Below are 1,030 nucleotides of genomic sequence, written 5' to 3'. Positions count from 1 at the left end.
GTCCGGAGGTCGGTGGTGGCGGCGTGGAAGCCGTGGCACCAGCGGCCCTCGGAGTGGCAGGGGCAGGTGGCGGGGGAGTGGTGGGCTCCGCGGCAGTCGGGGCAGTTGGCGGCGGGCGTCTTGGCCCCGGGGGCGAGCGGGTGGACGGGGTAGCCGCGTCGGGCCAGCCAGGTGGCCACGTCCAGTGCCGACCCGCCGCTCACTGCGTGTGGCAGGCTCTCGGAATAGACGGGCACTGGCTCTTCCTTGACGCGGTGTCGGCGACGGTCGTTCCCATCCCTGGACTGCTCTCCGAGGTGTGCGCTGGCCTGCGCCTCAGGGACCAGAGGGACTCAAGATTCACTATGCCGGAGGTTACCCCAGAGTCCACGCGAGCCCGGGATGTAACGGCCGCACTATCCGGAATTCAGTCCCTTCAGTCCCTCAGACCCTGACCTTCTCACCTGGTTCGTCCTGAATGGCCCCTTCTCGAACGGGGTGAGGGTCCGGGCGTGTCGCGGCAGCCGCATGGATCGCCCCTCGACTCCTCCTGGAGTCGCACTCGACCGTCCCTCCCCGGGGAGGGGTCGCCGTCGGGAGGGACCGAACACCGACCGTCCGCCGGACCGACTTGCGGACCGAACCCGGCTCGGTGGCGTTCGGTCCCTCCCCGCTTCGGGCGCCCGATCCGCGTCCGGGGTGTCCGTCAGAGGGGTCCAGGTACTGAAGGGGCTGGACCGTCGTTCAGTCCCTCTGGGTTTGGTCCCTTTGTAAAGGTGCAGGTCAGAGCGTTGGGAGGGACGGGAGAGGGACTGAAGGGACTCGGAATCACTACTTCCACTCTTTATGTGCGTGCGTGTATGCGCGGGCGTAAGTATGACTGCATGTCTCTGGGTAGCTCATAACTAGCGATTTCAGTCCCTTCGGTCCCTGGAAAACGAGAGGGAGGCCGCTGACCTGCAGGTTTGTGCAGTGACTGAAGGGACAGGGACCGAAAGGGACTCACCGGCGTTCAGTCCCCCGGTCCGGGGGGAGGGAGTGCAGGGGGAGG

At 67.0% G+C, this 1,030-nt stretch carries 1 protein-coding gene; it reads right to left on the bottom strand.

Going from position 1 to position 1,030, the window contains the following annotated elements; genetic code table 11:
* On the bottom strand, positions 1–179 hold a 179-nt coding region (locus EF903_RS32890), incomplete at its 3' end, for a bifunctional DNA primase/polymerase (protein ID WP_185902958.1).
* Positions 180–1,030: the final 851 nt, after the last annotated feature.

It is taken from the genome of Streptomyces sp. WAC05292, assembly GCF_003949955.1.
GTDB classification, from domain to species: domain Bacteria; phylum Actinomycetota; class Actinomycetes; order Streptomycetales; family Streptomycetaceae; genus Streptomyces; species Streptomyces globosus.
Note: the sequence above shows the minus strand (reverse complement) of the source record. Positions and strands in the feature narration are given on the sequence as shown.